The 17,129-nt window shown below is 56.5% G+C and carries 16 protein-coding genes; 3 read left to right on the top strand and 13 right to left on the bottom strand.

The genetic code is table 11. The features are described 5' to 3' along the window. Position 1: 1 nt before the first annotated feature. From hisH to IEW09_RS10955, 8 genes are all read right to left on the bottom strand, one after another. Complete coding sequence (gene hisH, locus IEW09_RS10990; RefSeq protein ID WP_188554167.1) at positions 2-610, bottom strand: imidazole glycerol phosphate synthase subunit HisH; 609 nt, start codon at positions 608-610, stop codon at positions 2-4. Continuing rightward, positions 607-1,215, bottom strand: coding sequence for an imidazoleglycerol-phosphate dehydratase HisB (gene hisB / locus IEW09_RS10985; protein WP_188554166.1), 609 nt, complete (start codon positions 1,213-1,215; stop codon positions 607-609). The genes hisH and hisB overlap by 4 nt, the downstream gene beginning before the upstream one ends. Beyond that, a complete protein-coding gene (gene hisC / locus IEW09_RS10980) occupies positions 1,215-2,345 on the bottom strand; it encodes a histidinol-phosphate transaminase (protein ID WP_188554165.1) in 1,131 nt (376 codons plus the stop codon). Before hisC ends, hisB begins: the two co-directional genes overlap by 1 nt. Beyond that, positions 2,342-3,601, bottom strand: coding sequence for a histidinol dehydrogenase (gene hisD, locus IEW09_RS10975; protein ID WP_188554164.1), 1,260 nt, complete (start codon positions 3,599-3,601; stop codon positions 2,342-2,344). Before hisD ends, hisC begins: the two co-directional genes overlap by 4 nt. Positions 3,602-3,662: 61 nt before the next feature. Further along, positions 3,663-4,544, bottom strand: a complete 882-nt coding sequence (gene hisG / locus IEW09_RS10970) for an ATP phosphoribosyltransferase (RefSeq protein WP_188554163.1) — start codon at positions 4,542-4,544, stop codon at positions 3,663-3,665. Further along, entirely contained in the window at positions 4,544-4,882 is a 339-nt protein-coding gene (hisI, locus tag IEW09_RS10965) for a phosphoribosyl-AMP cyclohydrolase (RefSeq protein WP_158910147.1), read from the bottom strand. Before hisI ends, hisG begins: the two co-directional genes overlap by 1 nt. 236 nt (positions 4,883-5,118) lie before the next feature. Next, the gene (locus IEW09_RS10960) at positions 5,119-6,744 is read right to left on the bottom strand and encodes a multicopper oxidase family protein (protein WP_229739241.1); all 1,626 of its coding nucleotides are present in this window, start codon (positions 6,742-6,744) and stop codon (positions 5,119-5,121) included. Further along, the gene (locus IEW09_RS10955; RefSeq protein WP_229739240.1) at positions 6,741-8,387 is read right to left on the bottom strand and encodes a phospholipase C; all 1,647 of its coding nucleotides are present in this window, start codon (positions 8,385-8,387) and stop codon (positions 6,741-6,743) included. The genes IEW09_RS10960 and IEW09_RS10955 overlap by 4 nt, the downstream gene beginning before the upstream one ends. 211 nt (positions 8,388-8,598) lie before the next feature. On the opposite strand from IEW09_RS10955, the gene IEW09_RS10950 reads away from it, so the two are divergent. Both IEW09_RS10950 and IEW09_RS10945 read left to right on the top strand, forming a co-directional pair. Beyond that, positions 8,599-8,922, top strand: a complete 324-nt coding sequence (locus IEW09_RS10950; RefSeq protein ID WP_188554162.1) for a ComEA family DNA-binding protein — start codon at positions 8,599-8,601, stop codon at positions 8,920-8,922. A 128-nt stretch (positions 8,923-9,050) separates the two neighbouring features. After that, a complete protein-coding gene (locus IEW09_RS10945; RefSeq protein ID WP_188554161.1) occupies positions 9,051-9,794 on the top strand; it encodes a DUF4397 domain-containing protein in 744 nt (247 codons plus the stop codon). 88 nt (positions 9,795-9,882) lie between these two features. On the opposite strand, the gene ahcY is transcribed toward IEW09_RS10945, so the two are convergent. The 4 genes from ahcY to IEW09_RS10925 form a co-directional block, all read right to left on the bottom strand. Beyond that, complete coding sequence (gene ahcY, locus IEW09_RS10940) at positions 9,883-11,319, bottom strand: adenosylhomocysteinase (protein WP_188554160.1); 1,437 nt, start codon at positions 11,317-11,319, stop codon at positions 9,883-9,885. Positions 11,320-11,413: 94 nt separating this feature from the next. Then, positions 11,414-12,511, bottom strand: a complete 1,098-nt coding sequence (locus IEW09_RS18830; RefSeq protein ID WP_188554159.1) for a bifunctional transcriptional activator/DNA repair enzyme AdaA — start codon at positions 12,509-12,511, stop codon at positions 11,414-11,416. A gap of 130 nt (positions 12,512-12,641) precedes the next feature. Next, complete coding sequence (gene metK / locus IEW09_RS10930; RefSeq protein WP_229739239.1) at positions 12,642-13,808, bottom strand: methionine adenosyltransferase; 1,167 nt, start codon at positions 13,806-13,808, stop codon at positions 12,642-12,644. 177 nt (positions 13,809-13,985) lie between these two features. Continuing rightward, positions 13,986-14,402 carry a helix-turn-helix domain-containing protein gene (locus IEW09_RS10925; protein ID WP_188554157.1) on the bottom strand — a complete coding sequence of 139 codons (417 nt, stop codon included), beginning with the start codon at positions 14,400-14,402 and terminating at the stop codon, positions 13,986-13,988. 185 nt (positions 14,403-14,587) lie between these two features. On the opposite strand from IEW09_RS10925, the gene IEW09_RS10920 reads away from it, so the two are divergent. Continuing rightward, positions 14,588-15,700, top strand: a complete 1,113-nt coding sequence (locus IEW09_RS10920; protein WP_188554156.1) for an acyltransferase family protein — start codon at positions 14,588-14,590, stop codon at positions 15,698-15,700. A gap of 56 nt (positions 15,701-15,756) precedes the next feature. Here IEW09_RS10920 and IEW09_RS10915 read toward each other — a convergent pair whose 3' ends face one another. Beyond that, positions 15,757-16,899 (bottom strand): acyltransferase family protein, encoded by a 1,143-nt coding sequence (locus tag IEW09_RS10915; protein ID WP_188554155.1) that lies wholly within the window; start codon positions 16,897-16,899, stop codon positions 15,757-15,759. Between the last annotated feature and the right edge of the window lie 230 nt (positions 16,900-17,129).

The following is a 17,129-nucleotide window of genomic DNA, read 5'->3' as shown; positions in this document are numbered from 1 at the left end:
GCTATAGCTCCACGAAGTTCTTCAAAACCTGTAAGCCCACGCTGCTCGACTTTTCTGGATGAAACTGCACACCCATGACGTTGTCACGCTCTACCGCGCCTGTGAAAGGCCCGCCATAACTTGTAACTGCAGCGGTGCTATTTACTACAGGCGCACGCCAGGAGTGGGTGTAATAGACAAACCCTCTAACCTGCACGCCGCGCAGTAGCTTCGAGTCCTGCCGCACGTCCTCGAGTGAATTCCAGCCTACGTGCGGTGACTTCAACTCACTGCCTTCGAACGAAGCAGGGAAGCGCTCGCACATGCCGGCGAAATGTCCGAGACCGGCCACATCAGGCGCTTCGGTCGAGCCTTCAAACAGCCATTGCAGCCCAACGCAAACTCCAAGGAACCATGTGCCCTTTGCTACACTCTCGCGCACAGCTTCGGTCAGTCCGAGATCGGTCAGCAACTGCGTGGCCTGGAAATGTCCTACGCCCGGCAACACAACCTTCGATGCAGAACGCACCACTTTGGGATCTTGAGTCACCTGCGTTTCAGCGCCAAGATATGTCAGCGCCTTCACCACACTGGTAAGATTTCCCGCTTTGTAATCAATGACAGCGATCACAGCAGTCCCTTTGTTGAAGGCAGCATCTCGCGCATGCGCTCGTCGCGTGAGCAGGCTCCACGCAGTGCTCGTGCGAATGCTTTGAAGATTGCCTCGATCTTGTGATGGTTCGAGCGGCCGTACATTGTCTTGACGTGGACATTTGCCTTGGCGCCGCGTGCAAAGCCGTCGAAGAAGTCTGCCAGCAACTCGCTCTGGAAGTCGCCGACCAGCCGCACCTTCACCTTGTCGTCGACGACGTAAGCGACACGGCCGCTAAGGTCGACAGCGGCAACCGCGAGTGTCTCGTCCATCGCCATTACAAAGTATCCGGCGCGCATGATGCCCTTCTTATCGCCGAGAGCCTTATTGAAGGCTTCGCCCAATGCAATGCCGACGTCCTCGACAGTGTGGTGCTGGTCGACATCCAGATCGCCGGTGCACTTCAGCGTGAGATCGAAGCCGCCATGCCGCGTAAACAGTTCGAGCATGTGATCGAAGAAGCGTATTCCAGTCGAGACTTTATAGACGCCTTGCCCGTCGACGACGAGCTTCAGCGCAATCTGCGTCTCTGTCGTGTCGCGCTTCACCGTTCCTATTCGAACCTTGCTTAAACTCTTAGCCATTACTCAAACTCCCTTTCGCCTTCGCTGCTCTGCTGTACTGTTCGCACATCCGTGGGCTTCCATCCAATCTCTTCAAGCGACGACCGCAGCGCCGCCAATCCAAGCCGGACGTGCTCTTCGATTCCAATCGTGATGCGCACAAAGCCATTGCACCCCGGATCGGCGGAACGATCGCGCAGCAGGATGCCGTGGCTGCGCATCGCTGTAACCAGCTCCTTATGCTTCGGCCCGATCTTCATCAGTACGAAGTTCGCGTGGCTTGAAAAATAGGGAACTCCCAACTCATCGAGGCCGCGCATCATGCGATCGCGCCCAACGCGTACCTGCTCGACGTACCATGCAAGATAGTCCTCATCGGCTAGTGCCACAGTCAGGCAATCGAGCGCCACGCCATTCACGTTGTAAGGCGAGCTGACCTTGCGCACATACTTCATTAGCGCCGTGTTGCCTGCCAGCATTCCAATGCGAAGATTAGCCAGCCCATAAGCCTTCGAGAACGTCCGCGCTACAAGCAGGTTCGGCACAGCGCGTAGGTCGCCTATCGTCGTCTCGCCGTGGAAGTGGTAGTAAGCCTCATCGACCATCAGCACGGCTTGAGGGGCTGCCTTAGCGATTGCAAGCAGATGCTCCCGGCTTACGACAGCGCCTGTTGGATTATTTGGCGAAGAGACAATGATCAGCTTTGTCCGCTCGGTAATTGCGGCGAGAAATTTTTCAAAGGGGAACTGTAACGCCTCGTCCGCCTGCACCTTGCGCAGGTTGGGAGTCATCATCATTATGCTGACGTCGTACATAAAGAAGCCGGGCGTACAGATCAGGGCCTCGTCGCCCTCTTCGAGAAACGCGCAGCATACCAGGTGGATCGCTTCGTCCACGCCATTGGTCAGCAATACTTCGTCAGGGTTAAGTCCAAAGTGTTTTGCCGCGATCCTCTCTCCCGGCTCGCGTTCAGGATATTTGGTCAATCCTTCTGCTGTTATCTCGCGCAGCCGTTCCATCACCTTTGGCGATGGTGCAAAGGTGTTCTCGTTGAAGTCCAGTCGCAGTGCGTCACGTCCTGCCAGCGGAGGATGATACTCCGGCATCTCGAGCACAGCTCTGCGCGGTTTTACTTCCGTAGCAACCTTCATCGCATCCTCACTCGAACACTCTCTGCGTGACCAACCAGGCCTTCTGCTTCGGCCAGCGCAATAGCGTGGGGGCCAATCTTTCGTAGACCTTTGCGCGTGTACTCCTGCACGGTGATTACCTTGACGAAGTCCATGACGCTCAAGCCGCCGCGTACACGTCCGACGCGTCCTGTTGGCAGCACATGGTTGGGTCCCGAGACGTAATCGCCCATTGATTGCGGAGCGTAGGCGCCTACAAAGACACTTCCTGCATTGCGAACCCACTTCAGGTCTGCCGCTGCATCAACCGTCAGATGCTCAGGAGCAAGGCGGTTGGTCAGCTCTTGTGCCTCTGCAACAGTTGAAGTTACAAATATTGCTCCCTGGGCTGCCAGTGATTGTTTCGCAATCTTGTTCTTCGCAGCTTGCAGCTTTACTTCGCCGGCAACGTTCTTTGCCAGCGCTTCATTGCTTGTAATCAGGATAGGCAAAGCCTCTGGATCATGCTCTGCCTGTGCTACGAGGTCTGCTGCGATTCCAGAGGCATCTCCGGTCTCGCTGGTCACGACAATCTCGGTCGGGCCGGCGGGCATATCGATGCCGCACTCGTTCGAAACAATTGTCTTGGCGGCGGTTACAAATAAATTTCCCGGCCCCACAATCTTGTCGACGCGAGTAATCGCCTCGGTGCCGTAGGCCATCGCGGCGATCGCCTGTGCTCCGCCAACGCGATAAAACTCAGTTACTCCGGCAAGCCATGCCGCAGCCATCGTCTCCCGCGCAGGCTTAGGCGAACATACGACGATTCGCTCCACTCCTGCTACCTGTGCTGGAGTTACCGTCATCAGTAGCGTGGAAGGCAGAGGATACCGCCCACCCGGTACATAGCAACCCACGCTTCCCAGCGGCCGAACGATCTGCCCGGTCTTTACACCGTCAGAAGGGGCAATCGTCCATTCCGACGGTTTCTGCGCCTCGGCAAACGCAAGAATGTTGCCGCGCGCGACCATCATGGCAGCTTGCAGCTCCGGTGCAGTCTCATCCCAGGCCGCCTGCATCTCTTCAGATGAGACCCGCAGAGATTGTCTCTTCGTCAACCCATCAAACTTGGCGGCATATTTTCGCAGCGCAGCATCGCCGCCTTTGCGAACGTCTGCAAGAATCCGCCGCACTACCGGCTCTACCTTCGCTGTGTTCGAGGCTCCGCGTTGCTCCAGCGTCTCTATCAGAGCAGCCGCAGCAGCTTTGCTCCGTCCAAATGTTCGCACCAGCTTCATTCATGAACTCCGAGTACCAGCGTCCGGCCCTCGATGGAGAGCCGGACGAGAAAAGCCATCGTTACAGAACAACCTTGCTCAACGGATACTCCACGATTCCAGTAGCACCGGCAGCCTTAAGCTTGGGGATCACATCCCGAACCTCGGCCTCATCGAGAATCGTATTCAGCGCAATCCATCCCTCGTCGCTGAGCTGCGAGATCGTCGGAGAATTCAATGCGGGCAGCACACCGACCACTGCCTTCAACGAATCCTTGCGAGCGTTGAGCATCAGACCAACGCGGCCCTGGGCGGCAATCGCGGCGTTCAGCATAAGAGAGATATTGCCGATCTTCTCGCGCTTCCAGTCGTCCTTGTACGCATTCTTGTTGGCGATGAGCTGCGTCTCACTTTCCATCAGCGTCTCGATGATCCGCAGACGGTTCGCACGCAACGAGCTTCCCGTCTCGGTCACTTCGACGATGGCATCGGCCAGCGTGGGCGGCTTCACTTCAGTCGCGCCCCAGCTAAACTCCACCTTTACGGGAATGTTCTTGTTGGCGAAGTAGCGCTTGGTGAACTCGACCAGCTCGGTGGCGATGATCTTGCCTGCGAGATCTTCGGGTTTCTGGAAGGGAGAGTCCTCGGGAACTGCGAGCACCCACTTCACCTTCTGCCGGCTCTGCTTGCTGTAGGTGAGGCTGGTGACGTACTCCACATCGGTCTCGTTTTCGAGAACCCAGTCGTTGCCGGTCAGTCCGGCATCGAGCGCGCCGTGCTCGACGTATCGTGCCATCTCCTGCGCACGCACCAGCATGCACTCAATCTCGGCATCGTCGATGGAAGGGAAGTAGCTTCGTCCATTGGCGAAGATCCTCCAACCTGCCCGCTCAAACAACGCAATCGTCGCATCCTGCAGACTGCCCTTGGGAATTCCCAGCTTCAGCTTCTTCGCTCCAGACATTACGCCTTCTCCGTTTCAATATTTTTGGTGAAGCAGCTCACCGTGCCCTCGTGACAGACCAGACCATCGCCCTCGACCTCTACCTTGAAGAGCAGAGCATCGTTGTCGCAATCCGTTGCGGCGGAGATGACCTTCAGCCGGTTGCCGCTGGTCTCGCCCTTCATCCAAAGCTTGCTGCGCGTCCGGCTCCAGAAGGTCACAAAACCTGTCTCCAGCGTCTTCGCGTAGCTCACTTCGTTCAAGAAGCCGAGCATCAGCATCTCGCCCGTCTTCGCATCCTGCACGATGCCCGGGACCAGGCCGTCCATCTTCGCAAAATCGATCTTTACTGCTTCCATTGCCATCTCCTTGATCACTTTCTTCGGTCATCCAACATGCCATCGGGCAAGCGGGCAGCAAAAAGGCCCGCTCGCGATATGCGCGTTAGCGGGCCTTTCCAATCCTTAGTATGCGTTCGTTACTTCGCCACACCGGACACAGCCGCCAACACGCTTTGCGCATGATGATGGTGATGGCCGTGATGCTGCAGACGAACGCTCATTGCTTTTAAAGGTAGCTGCGATGATCTCGCTTGTCAATCATTTGCCTGCTTTTGCGGTTCTGTGGCCAAAATTTCATACGGTCGCATCATCTCGTTGTCCTCGTGCTCCAACAGATGACAGTGCCACACGTAGCGGCCCGTGTATCCCTTGAAGGGCACAATGATCCGTGTCAGTGTGCCGGCATCGGCGCGTACGGTGTCCTTCCATCCGGTTTCAATCCCGGATGCGGGTTCCACATCTCCGATAAACTCCAGCGACCTGCTATCGAAGAACGCATTGGTATCGATCCTCTGCCGATCGAGAATTTGGAATCGCACCAGATGGATGTGAATGGGATGCGTGTCCTCGGTGAGATTCACAAACTCCCAGATCTCCGTTGTATCGATCACCGGCTTCTCCGTAATCGGTGCATGCCACGGAGTATTGTTCAGCATCATGTCCATGGACTGATCGGCGAGATTCAGATGCTCATCGAGTGTCAGCAGGCGCGTCTTGACTGCGGCCTTCTCTTTGATTCGTTCGACCGCACGCAGCTTTGCAGGCAATACGCTTGTATCGGGAGCGCCTTGAGTAGTCACGCGGAACTGCATGACCGGAAGCGAGTCGCTCGCAAGCTGCATTCGCTTGCCCGCATATTTGCTGAAGTCCACAATCACATCGGCGCGTTCTGCCGGAGCAAGCTGCAACCGTTGCAACGCTACAGGGCTTTCGAGCAGTCCCTGATCGGAGCCGATCACGTGAAACTCGTGCTCATCCTCAAATGCCAGCCGATAAAACCGTGCATTCGATCCATTCAGAATTCGCAGCCGGTACTTGCGCGGTTCTACTTCGAGATACGGCATCGCCTTGCCGTTGACCAGAACGACGTTGCCGAATACCTCTGGCACCCACGGTTTGCCCGGTATCGGCGAGACCGGATACTCGAGTTGTCCATCTTTGCGCAGAAAGCGGTCGTAGATCACCAGAGGCACCTCATACTTACCGCTGGGCAGATTCAACGCGTCCTCCACTGCATCGCGAATCAGGAACATCCCCTGCAAACCTGCGTAGACATTCAGGCGATTAATTCCCATCGCATGGTCGTGATAGAACAACGCCGTCGCATCCTGCCGGTTGGGATAGAAATTGACCGCAGATTTTCCCGGCACAAACCAGTCTTCGGGATATCCGTCGCTCTCGGGTGGTGTTCTTCCTCCATGCAGATGAACGACGCTGCGTACCTCGGGAACATCTTTGCCTGCGCCGTGCAGCGTGTAGTCAATTGGTAAAAAGTGCTTCAGCGGAAGCTCATTCGCCCATTCCACAAGGAGCGGCTCTCCGCTGCGCGTCTCGAATACAGGCCCCGGCGAGCTGTCGTTGAATCCCCACACTCGCGTTGCAGGCAGATCGCGATGCACCTTCACATGCATCTCGCGCATGGCGATCCTGTAATAAGGAATCTGTTCGTCCTTGCGTTCCGGATTTGCCCGCGTTCCCGTGCTCTTCGCAACCGGAGGCAACGGAAGGGCGTCTACAAACGGAGTCAGCTCTCCCGGCCCCAGCACGGTGTCGCTCATCGCGGCTTCCATGTGAGCCATCGCAGAGCCGGTCTCAGTCAGCAGCAGGCCGGTTGCAAAGACTCCGGCCTGCTCCAGAAATCTCCTCCGGGTAATCGTCACTGCTTCACCACAACTCCCGTCGCGTCATCGAGGAGATAGCGCCGCGCATCAGGATGCGCAAAGTCGAACATCCCCGTCATCGGCCCTGCAATCGAGTCGAACGAGCCGCCGCCAACGCGCTCGCCACCCAGCCAGTTATCTTCGATAAAGCGAAGCACAGAGGTCTGGTCGGTCAGACTGTGGTCGACGTAATTCTGTTTTGCGTAGGGCGAGACGACGAGCAGCGGTAGCCGCGGCCCATAGCCGCAGCGTCCCTGTGCATGTGCTGTATGTGGTCCTGGCAACGCAGTCGAGCCATCGCCGCACTGTCCCGGCCCGGTCAGCGCATCGGCCCGCGTCGTCGACTGGTTTACGATCGGGCCCATCTGATGGTCATACCAACCATCGGAGTCGTCGTACGCCAGAATTACTACCGTACTCTTCCAGTCAGATTGCTGCTGAAGAAAGTTGATGACCTTTACATCGAATGCCTGCTCATCCAACGGATCGGAGTAACCCGCATGGCCATCCTGATAAGCCGGAGCCTTCAGAAAACTTACCGCTGGAAAATTCCCAGCCTTTACCGCATCGAAGAAGTCGTCCGTGTCGTATTGATGGTTCGCCGCATCGCCGTTGTGTCCGATCATCTGCACTGAGGTCGGTCTTACATGCTTGAGGTTCGCCGTCTCTTTGTAGTACTGAAAGGGCTCGTGATGCGGGCTGTAATCGAGGTCCGTCACCTTTACTACGTTGGAATAAGTGCTGCGGCGGCAACCCGTCGTTCCGTTGGGATTCTTCTTCGTGAGGTCGAAGCCGCCTTCGAACCATCCCCACGTTACATCTTTCTTCGAGAGCATGGTGCCGATGTTGTTGCCGCTGAAGTGCAGCAAGGAGCCTGACGGTGACGAGCAGATATCGCCAATGGGATCGCCATCACCGATCTCGGTGAACGTGCCGTCACCGCCCTCGATCACCGTATTGCCGGCGTTAATCTTGTCGGTCACACCGTTGGTCTGTCCCGAGATCAATTCAATTGCGCCCAGCGTCGAAGGCCCAAACGTCGTGCCGTACGAGTTGTCGTTCAGCGCGTAGCGTTGTGCGTAGTTCCACATCGCCGTTACAGTGTTGCCATCGAAATAGCCCATCACAAGGCCCTTGGTCTGGAACGCATACTCCTTGGCGCCTTCTACTTTTTCGCTGCCGAGTCGCACTCTCGACTTCGGCGATCCGAGGATACCTGTGTAGCGCGGAAAGGAATCGAGAAGCCCGGAGTGGAAGGCGCGCTGCTCGGCGGTGTAGTCATGGTTCTCATCGGCGGTGGCTGCCTGCGCGCGCGACAGCCGGAACGGCGCGGTCGCGTCCTTGCCGTTCACCTTGGTGTTGATGAAGTTTGGATTGTGTTCGAGTAGCGTCTTCGTCAGTCCGTTCACCGAGGGAGTTTCCGGCTTCGCATGAAACTCCGGTTCGCCGGCAGGATTCAATGCATGAGGATAAGTCCCGAAGTAGTGGTCGAACGAGATGTTCTCGCCAAAGATGACGACTACATGTTTGATAGGCGTCGCCGTAGTCTGTATATCGGTGCGGCGAGCCTGTGCAAAGCCATGACCCATCCATCCCAGGGCCAGTAGCGCAGCCCCAAACGAGCAAACAGTCAAAATCCTCAATTCATCCTCCGGCTTTTGACTAGTAGTCTTTCAGATAGCGCTAACTTTGTCTTCACGATTTGATCAATCATGGACCTCTATTATCTTCAGCTATACGCGTAGATATTTTTTTCGATCTCAGTTCATTGGCGGTTGTATTTTCCTTTGACCAATCGCCTCTGCTCATCTACTCTTGCATCGCACGCACACATCTCAGGAGGTCTCGTTCACAATGTTCAAACTCTTCCGCTCTCCCTTCACCATCGCATTGGCGCTCCTGTTATCTGCGCCGGTCATGGCCTCGGCAGCACCCTTCGCCGCGCCGCCAAAGGCCGCAGCATCGGCCAGCGCTGCAACCGGCGACAAGCTCGACATCAACACCGCCACTCCCGATCAGCTCAAAGCCTTCAACGGAATCGGTGATGCTTATGCGAAGCGCATCATCGATGGGCGTCCTTACACCGCTAAAAATCAGCTCGTCACTCGCGGCATCCTCCCTTCGGCTACCTATAACAAGATCAAGGACCAGATCATCGCCAGCAAGCCCAAGAAGTAGCCTCAGGCGATCGATCAGAATTGAAACCCATGTCTCGCTCCGGGACATGGGTTTTTATTACTCATCGCGAATGTCCATTCTGTCGCAGATGCCTTAATATTAAAAAGCTCTCCCTGAAGTGACGGCGAATGTCTTTTGAAATCCCTCAATCCGCCCGACAGGCCGCGCAGTTCGCCGTCCTGGCCTTGAGCCTCGGTCTACTCTCCGGTTGCCAGGGACTCATCAGCGCTCTGTCCAGCTCGCAGGTTCGCATCGTCGATGTCTCTCCGGACGCTCCTAACCTCGACATCTATCAGAGCCACGATGTGCTCGCCTACAGCCTCGGTTTCGGAACGATTACTTCCTATGTGCCTGTCACGCCCGGCACGTACACCATCGCCGCTAACTCCACTGGAACCGCGCAGGTCATCTCTTCAGCCAAAAATACCTTCCTGCCCTCGACGCAGTACACCGTTCTCATTGGAGATACTGCCGCGGGTCCGCAGTCGCTCACGCTCAAGGACCAGAGTCAGCCCGCACCCGCTGGTCAGATCGCGCTTCGCTTCATCGGCCAAGCTCCGCGCTCGGGCGCAGTCGATATCTATCTTTTGCCTTCGGGGCAAACCCTTGCCGATGTAAGGCCCATTGCGGCCAACGTCAGCTTAGGCAGCAACACGGGATACCTGAACGCCCCGGCGGGTACCTACACACTGGTTATGCTGCCTGCCGGGTCTCCTTCCATCGGCACCACACCGGCAGCTTATGCAGGCACCCAGGTCTCCTACGCCGACGGCTCTGCACGCACCATGATTCTTATCGATCAGCGGCAGATCAACGGCTATCATCTGCAGATCATCACGGCGGACGACTACGATCCGCCAAGCGCGAGCTAGTTAGATTCGCGGCTCATTTACCCGAAATCCTTCAACAGAAAAAGGCCGCAGAGTGATCTCCGCGGCCTTTTCCATTTCGGCTTATGTTTTAGTACCGGTACTGCTCCGCCTTATAAGGCCCATCCGGCGAGACGCCAAGATACTCCGCTTGCTTTGGCGAAAGCGTCGTCAGCTTCACGCCGATCTTTTCCAGATGCAGACGCGCTACTTCTTCGTCCAGCTTCTTCGGCAGAATGTAAACGCCCGGCTTGTAGGTGTCCTTGTTCTTCCAGAGATCGAGCGCAGCCAGCGTCTGGTTCGAGAAGCTGTTGCTCATCACGAAGCTCGGGTGACCCGTCGCGCAGCCGAGGTTCACCAGACGTCCCTCGGCCAGCACAAAGATGCTGTTGCCGCTGGGGAAGGTGTACTTGTCGACCTGAGGCTTGATGTTCAGTCTGTTCACGCCCTTGGCGCTGTTCAGCTGGTCCATCTGGATCTCGTTGTCGAAGTGGCCGATGTTGCAGACGATCGCCTGGTCCTTCATCTGCTGCATGTGCTCGAAGGTGATGATGTCGACGTTGCCGGTGCAGGTGACATAGATGTCGCCGCGGCCCAACGTCTCTTCGAGCGTCGTGACCTCATATCCTTCCATCGCTGCCTGCAGCGCGTTGATCGGATCGATCTCGGTGACGATCACGCGCGCACCCAGACCGCGCAACGAAGCCGCAGAGCCCTTGCCGACATCGCCGTAACCGCAGATCACAGCCGTCTTACCCGCAACCATCACGTCGGTTGCGCGCTTGATGCCGTCAACCAGCGACTCGCGGCAGCCATAGAGGTTGTCGAACTTGCTCTTGGTGACAGAGTCGTTCACGTTGATGGCAGGCACCAGCAGCTTGCCCTGCTCCATCATCTTGTACAGACGGTGAACACCGGTCGTTGTCTCCTCGGCAACACCGCGCCACTCCTTCGCCAGCTTCTGGAAGTAGGTGGCGTCCTCGCTATGAATCTTCTTCAGCAGGTCCTTGATGACGCCCTCTTCCTGATTTCCGGAGGGAGTGTTGACCCAGCCATCGCCCTTCTCCAACTCCACGCCCTTGTGGATCAGCAGGGTCACGTCGCCGCCGTCGTCGATGACGATCTGTGGTCCAAGACCGCCTTTGTGCCGCAGTGCCTGGTCGGTACACCACCAGTACTCCTCGAGGCTCTCGCCCTTCCACGCAAATACCGGAACGCCCGCTGCAGCAATTGCCGCCGCCGCGTGGTCCTGCGTCGAGAAGATGTTGCAGCTCGCCCAGCGAACGTCTGCACCGAGAGCAACCATCGTCTCAATCAGTACGGCCGTCTGGATGGTCATGTGCAGCGATCCGGTCACGCGAACGCCTGCCAGCGGCTTGCCTGCGGCGTACTTGTTGCGAATCGACATCAGGCCGGGCATCTCCTGCTCGGCGATATCGATCTCCTTGCGCCCAAACTCTGCCAGCGAAAGATCCGCTACCTTATACTCGGAAGCCACCCCTGCTCTATCCACAACTGCTGTCGCCATCGCTGCTCCTTAAGACTCTCCAGATGTTCTTGCAAGTCCTCTCAGGATATCATTCTGAGCAATCAACAAGCGGTCTCGGAGTGGAACTTCACTGTCAGTAAGCACCTTCTGCCTGTAGCAATTTCTTCTTCCTCTCGACACCCCAGCGATATCCCGACAGACTGCCATCGCTGTGTATCGCCCGATGACAGGGCACAACAACGGCCACTGGATTCGACCCAATCGCTGTTCCTACTGCACGAGCGGCAGTTGGCCTGCCCAGCTCTTTTGCGATGCTTCCATAGCTGCGCGTCTCTCCTCGCGGAATTTGCTGCAATGCCTTCCAGACGCGCTGCTGAAATGCCGTTGCTCTTACATCCAGTGGAAAGGAAGCCGCCAACGGATGCTCGCCCAACTGGCTCGTCACAAATGCAACCGCGTCCGCCAGCCATCCGGTGTTGCCCTTTGCCTGCACCAGTTGCGCCTTGTTGAACTGCTCGCGCAGATTGGCCACAAGCTCGGCATCGTCCTTGCCAAACGCAATCGAGCAGACGCCTACGTCGGTTGCCGCTACGAGCATTCGCCCCAGCGGGCTAGCCGCTGTGCAGTAGCGAATCAACAACCCAGCCCCACCTGCGCGCATCGTTCGCGGAGTCATTCCCAATGAAGCTTCGCTCTTTTCATAGAGCCTGCTGCTCGATCCGAATCCAGCCTCGTAGATCGCGTCCGTAATCCGCGTCTTCGGCTCGCGCATCTTGTTTTTGAACTTCGCCAGTCGCTGCTCCTTGGCGTACTGCCCCGGAGTGACACCCAATACGCGCTTGAACCCGCGCAGAATCGTCAGCCGCCCCACGCCGGTAGCTTTGGCAACATCGGCGAGTTTGGTGCGCTCGTCTGCGTGCTCCTTCAGGTACTCCGTGACGGCAGTGATTGCTCCAGCCTGAGGATCGTCCTTCGGCCTGGTCCGCTCCGGTTCGCAGCGCATGCAGGGCCTATACCCTGCAGCCTCGGCAGCAGCCGTGGTAGGGAAGAACGTTACCTGCTTCCGCGTAGGCCTGCGGCTCGGGCAACTGGGCTTGCAGTAGATCTTCGTCGACTTCACCGCATAGAAAAATTGTCCATCCGCGCTGGCATCCCGCTCCAGCACCTGTTGCCACTGCTTGCCTGCAAACACACTCGGAACTGCACTCGCTCTGGAAGTTCTATCAGCCATCGTCATTTCAGTATCTTCCTCTACTGATGCACTGCGCTACACTCCGATTCGTTCATGCAAACTTAGGTCGTGCCAAAAAAAGAAGAGGCAGGCCCGAAGGCCCGCCTCTTCTTCAATCTTGCAGAAAGACTTACTTGGCAGCCAGCTGACCGGCCTGCTCCTTGAGAGCGGCAGCCTTGTCGGTTGCCTCCCAGGCGAAGCCCTCGCCTTTGCGTCCGAAGTGACCATAGGCTGCGGTCGCCTTGAAGATTGGCCGACGCAGGTTCAGGCTCTCGATGATCCCCTTCGGGGTCAGGGAGAAGTTCTTCCGCACCAGTGCTTCGAGCTTGGACTCATCGATCTTGCTTGTGCCGAAGGTCTCGACCAGCACGCTCACCGGCTCAGCCACGCCGATGGCATAGGCAAGCTGCACCTCGCAACGGTCGGCCAGGCCAGCAGCGACGATGTTCTTCGCCACATAGCGAGCCATGTAGGCAGCCGAACGGTCCACCTTGGTCGCGTCCTTGCCGCTGAAGGCTCCGCCGCCATGACGGCCCATGCCGCCGTAGGTGTCGACGATGATCTTGCGGCCGGTCAATCCGGTGTCGCCCATCGGTCCGCCGACGACAAAGCGGCCGGTCGGATTGATGTGGTACTTCGTGTCCTGATCCAGCAGTTCAGCAGGGATGACAGCCTGAATGACATGCTTCAAAATGTCTGCGCGAAGCTCGTCGTTGCCGATATTGTCTGCATGCTGCGTCGAAATGACGACTGCATCTACGCGCACCGGCTTGTTGTTGGCGTCGTACTCTACGGTCACCTGGCTCTTGCCGTCGGGACGCAGATAAGCCATCAGGCCCGACTTGCGGACCTCGCTCAGCTTCTGCACCAGCCGGTGGGCCAAGGAGATCGGGGTCGGCATCAGTTCGGGGGTCTCGTTGGTCGCATAGCCGAACATCATGCCCTGGTCGCCGGCTCCGCCTGTGTCGACGCCCATGGCGATATCGCCGGACTGCTTGTTGATCGTCGAGATCACCGAGCAGGTATTGGAATCAAAGCCATAGAGGGCATTGTCGTATCCAATCGCCGCTACGGTTCCACGAACGATGCTCTGAAAGTCAACATAGGCCTTGGTCGTGATCTCACCGGCGACCACTACCAGGCCAGTGCAGGTCAGCGTCTCGCAAGCCACGCGGCTGTACGGATCCTGCTCGAGGCAGGCATCCAGAATCGCATCAGAGATCTGGTCAGCAATCTTGTCAGGATGACCTTCGGTTACAGACTCACTCGTAAACAAAAACTTATCGCGTGTCGCCAAAACAACTCCTTTTAGGTGCCCGAACAGACACTTAGCCTGATCAGTTTGCAACCCTTCCATTTTACCTGCCGCCCGGTCCCCTCGACAAAGAAGCGCACTTATCCGTGCCTATTTTCTGTTCAATGGCGATATTTTGCATCGAATGGGAGGGTCTTGTGCTGTTGCTCAGGCAATCATCTAAGGCAATCGTCCATGCAGGACAAACTTCCATACGCACCATGCCACAACCAGCAACGCGGCGATCATCATCGCTACGCCCATCCATTGCAGGTTGGTTCCGGTCTCACTGGCGCCTCTGTTTCTGCGCACATTCTCGGCAAACTCAGACCAGTCCTCGACCTCGGTATCTTGAGCGCCGCTCTCGCGCAGGCTTGCCTCAAATCGGTCGAGCCACGATGCTTCCTCGAGCCCCAGCGCGGCAAGATAGCTGCGCACGATGCCCTTGCGAAAGACTCCGCCGGGCAACTCGCTGTACTCTCCAGCTTCGAGCGCACGCAGATGCCGCGGCGAGACCTTCGTCTCCTCGCAGATCGCTTCAATCGAAATCTTGCGCTGCTCACGCGCCCATCGCAGCTCGTCGCAGAATCTTTCCATTCGCTCCGCTCAGCCGTTAGCCTTACTGGAACCCCAGATTTCTGCTGGATTTATTCCAGTTTCTCGAAGCATAGACCTGCATCCTTATCAAGTCAAAGCACTTCCGTAAACTGGTCACTATATAATTAGCCCCTACAGAGGCCCTTTTTACTATGTCCCAGCCCCTCCCCACCCGAGCTGCATCGATGTCTCGTATCCCTAGTCTCGATGGCTTGCGGGCCCTGTCGATCTTTCTTGTCATGGCGCTCCACACCATGCAGAGGATGCCGTACCACCTTTCTCCTCTCTGGTATGCCATCTTCAACGGCGATACCGGTGTGTACATCTTCTTTGTCATCAGCGGCTATCTCATCACCAGCCTTCTTCTGCACGAGCAGCAGAAGAAAGGCACCATCAGCATGCGCAGCTTCTACTTTCGCCGTGCCATGCGTATCCTGCCGCCGATCTACTTTTATGTCGCGTTCATTCTGCTGATGGCCTGGCTCGGTCGCGTGGCTGTCACGAAGATCGACATCTTCAGCGCGCTCTTCTTCTTTCGGAACTATGCAACCACTAGTTCCATGTGGTCACTCGAGCACTTCTGGACGCTCAGCGTCGAGGAGCAGTTTTACCTCATATGGCCCTTTGTCCTCTACTTCTGTCTGCGGCATCGCCCCGGTATTACGGGCCGTATGATCGCCGCTAAAGTAGCTATCGCTGTCATTCTCGTCTCGCCCATCATCCGGGTTGCCGCCTATCTTTCGCCGGTGCCCTACCTCCATCATCCCGGCATGTTTCACATGCGTGCCGACTCGCTGATGTTTGGCTGTGTCGTCGCCTTGCTGCAAGGCACACCGGCCTTCGAGCGAGTCTATGCTTTCGCTACGAAGATATGGTGGATTCCACCGGTGGTTATCTTTTTGTGCGATTGCCTCGCCGTTCGCTTTCAGAACTACTGGCAATTTCCCATTGGCTTTACCATTACCGGGATCGCTATCGCTTTCTTTCTGCTCTGGTGCGTTCGCAATCCATCCTCTGTCGTCGGACGCATCCTCAACGCCCGGTTTGTCGTGCATATCGGCGTCTTGTCGTACAGCATCTACATCTGGCAGACGTTATTCCTGCACCATGGCAATGGGGCCATCCTCGGCTCATCGTTGAAGCTCATCAGCACCTTTCCAGGAAACTGGCTTGCGGTGTTGCTTGTGGCAGAGTTCTCCTACTACGTGATCGAACAGCCCTCGCTTCGTCTCCGTACCCGTCTCATGCACTATTTTTCTTCAGCCGAGCCAAAGCCGGCGCAGGCGATAGAACGCTAGTGCAGAATTGGTTGGAGAGCCGGCGATTGTCTGTTGTTCGATTGAGTGGTCGCTAGCTACATCGCAGCGGGAATACGGTTTTTCAGCTTCAGGATGGGGTTCTCGAAGAAGCGCTTCGACAGGTACGCCAGCAGGATGGCGATTCCATTGCAAATCAGGAAACGTGTCCATAGTGCTCCCGCGTCTGTACGAAATCCCTGGCCTGCGTAGCGATCGTAGATCTCGAGGCAAAGCATATGGATCAGGTAGAGACCATAGCTGATGTCGCCGAAGAAGATGAAGATCTTCAGCCAGCTTTGCAGCGGCCTTTGCCGATAGGCGTACAGCATAATGATCACCCATCCCGCACCCATCAGCTCAATCATGGAATATCCGAAGCTGCCGCCAATGACGTCCTCTTTTACGAGATGGTGAGTTGCGGCAAGCAATGCCAGACCGGCTGCGCTAATCGCGACCGTCGCAACTCCGAATCGAAGAAATGTCCGCAGCTTCATCTTCGTCATCCGCAGCAGAATGGCGATAACTGCTCCCATGGCGAGATTGTCTGCGATCATCCAGGTTTTGCTGAAGACTTCGCCGGTCTTCAGAACGTGGTCGAGCGCTGCGGCACGCAGCAGAGGACAGACGACGATCATCGCCAGGCAGAGGCCAAGAAGCCCCTTCATCTTCAGGCGTCGGTAAAGCCACGGCCACACAAGGTAGAACTGCTCTTCCACCGCCAGCGACCACAAAGGCCCATAAGACATATAGGCACCATGAAGAAAGATTCCCGGCATATTCGCTAGAAAGAAGCCGCATAGAAGAAGATAGAGCGGACTTGCCAGGTGCAGAAGGCCGAGCGTCAGCAGGATGAGGAAATAGATCGGAAGAATACGCAGCGCACGCCGAGCATAAAAGCGGGCGTAGTAGTTTTTCTTTGCCTCTGAATCCATCAGATTTCCCGTGATAAGAAAGCCTGAGAGAGCAAAGAAGAGATTGACGCCGGCCCACCCGCCGCTCGTTACCTGAAAGAGGGCCTTCGCAAAGCTGTTATGCCATGGAAATTGGGATGCACTGTAGTAGAAGCCATGGAAGACGATCACCATCAGAATCGCGACACCGCGCAGGACGTCGATTCCCGGCATGTGAGGCTTCAGGACACTTGCCGAAAGTTCAGGATTGCGCTTTCTCTCTGTCAACGTCTGCGCAACTGATCCCATATGATTCGCCACAATTCTCCAACTTTAGAATAAATGGTTGATCGTTGATTCAAGGTCTATCTTCTTTTCTGTTTTCATAAATTATTGTTTCCAGACCTCGATAGAACCTTTTGGCGAACAAATATTTCTACGCTGGTATCATCGCTATAGTCTCTCCGTACGGTTATGGGAGAGGTTGAACTGCCGACATGTGGACTCGCGGCACGATCTCTCCGGCTGACTTCGGTCAT

It is taken from the genome of Edaphobacter dinghuensis (assembly GCF_014640335.1).
GTDB classification, from domain to species: Bacteria; Acidobacteriota; Terriglobia; order Terriglobales; family Acidobacteriaceae; genus Edaphobacter; species Edaphobacter dinghuensis.
Note: the sequence above shows the minus strand (reverse complement) of the source record. Positions and strands in the feature narration are given on the sequence as shown.